Annotated in this window: 1 protein-coding gene; it reads left to right on the top strand. The window is 68.3% G+C overall.

Translation table 11 applies throughout. From position 1 onward, the window contains the following. The first annotated feature begins 83 nt into the window (after positions 1 to 83). Positions 84 to 1109 (top strand): IS110 family RNA-guided transposase, encoded by a 1026-nt coding sequence (locus tag H7965_RS29895; protein WP_186774095.1) that lies wholly within the window; start codon positions 84 to 86, stop codon positions 1107 to 1109. Positions 1110 to 1392 lie beyond the last annotated feature (283 nt).

Raw genomic sequence — 1392 nt, forward strand, 5'->3', positions numbered from 1 at the left:
AGATGGGGTATTCGGGGCGCCGTTTCCGCCGTCTGGTCTGCGGCATAATGGCCGCCCACCCAATCCGGCTCAGGGAGGCCGCCATGCAGCACTTTGTCGGGCTCGACGTCTCCGTAAAGGAGACCGCCATCTGCGTCGTCGACGAGCAAGGCAGCGTCGTCGCGCGCACGACCATTGAGAGTGAGCCGGCGGCCATCACAGCCTGGCTGCAAGGGCTCGGCCTCCAGTTCGGTCGGATCGGCCTGGAGGCAGGTCCTATGTCGCCTTGGCTCTATGCCGGCCTTGTCGAGGCGGACCTACCTGCGGTCTGCGTAGAAACCCGGCACATGCACGCGGCACTGTCGGCGCGGATCAACAAGACCGACCGGAACGATGCCCACGGCATCGCCCAGATGATGCGCGTTGGCCTGTTCAAGGCGGTGCACGTCAAGACGCCGGCAAGCCAGCGGCGCCGTCTCCTGCTCACCTCGCGCAAGCTGCTGCAGCGCAAGGTCCAGGACCTCGAGAACGACCTGCGCGGCAGCTTGCGCAACTTCGGCCTCAAGGTCGGCGTGGTCGGCACGGCGGGCTTCGAGCGGCGCATTCGGGCACTCGTGGCGGACGAGCCCTTCGTTGCCGCCGTGGTCGGGCCGCTGCTCGAGGCTCGTGCGATGCTGCGGCTGCAGCTCGCTAAGCTGCACAAGATGCTGCTCGACCTCGTGCGCGACGACCCTGTCTGCCGTCGGCTCATGACGGCGCCCGGGGTCGGACCGGTGGTCGCGCTCACCTTCCGGGCCTGCGTTGACAACCCAAGCCGCTTCGGCCGCTCGAAATGCATCGGTGCTCACTATGGGCTGACGCCCCGGCTCTACCAGTCCGGCGAGACCGCTCGCGTGGGCCGGGTCTCCCGGTGCGGCGACGCCATGATGCGCGCGGCCCTGTTCGAGGCGGGGCTGGTGCTGCTCACCAGCCCACGCCTCCGGTGGAGCGCCCTGAAGGCCTGGGGCATGGGCGTAGCGAAGCGGCGCGGCATGCAGAAGGCAGTGGTCGCCGTGGCCCGGAAGCTCGGCATCATCCTGCACCGTATGTGGCGCGACGGAACGGACTTCCATTGGACCAAGGCCGCCTGATCCAAGCCGGCAGCAGCACAGGCGAGGTTCGCGGTTCCTCCCGAGCGGGAGGGAGAGGTCCCTGCGGGGACGGCGGGACGGGCGAGACCGGGGAAACTTGAGCGGCGGCGATGCCGACCGCGCGGCTCAGATGGCTCCGCCCACCCCCTCTGATCCCAACATGGCGGCGGCCGATGCGCTGACCCCGGAGAGAAGCAAGAGCTCCGCAGGCTCCTTCATCCCTCATCCACTCAGGCCAGGAGCAGCAAATGAGGAGTTGCGCCATGCGCCCCGAATAGAGAAG

The sequence above is a fragment of the Siccirubricoccus deserti genome (genome assembly GCF_014283215.1).
Lineage (GTDB): Bacteria > Pseudomonadota > Alphaproteobacteria > Acetobacterales > Acetobacteraceae > Siccirubricoccus > Siccirubricoccus deserti.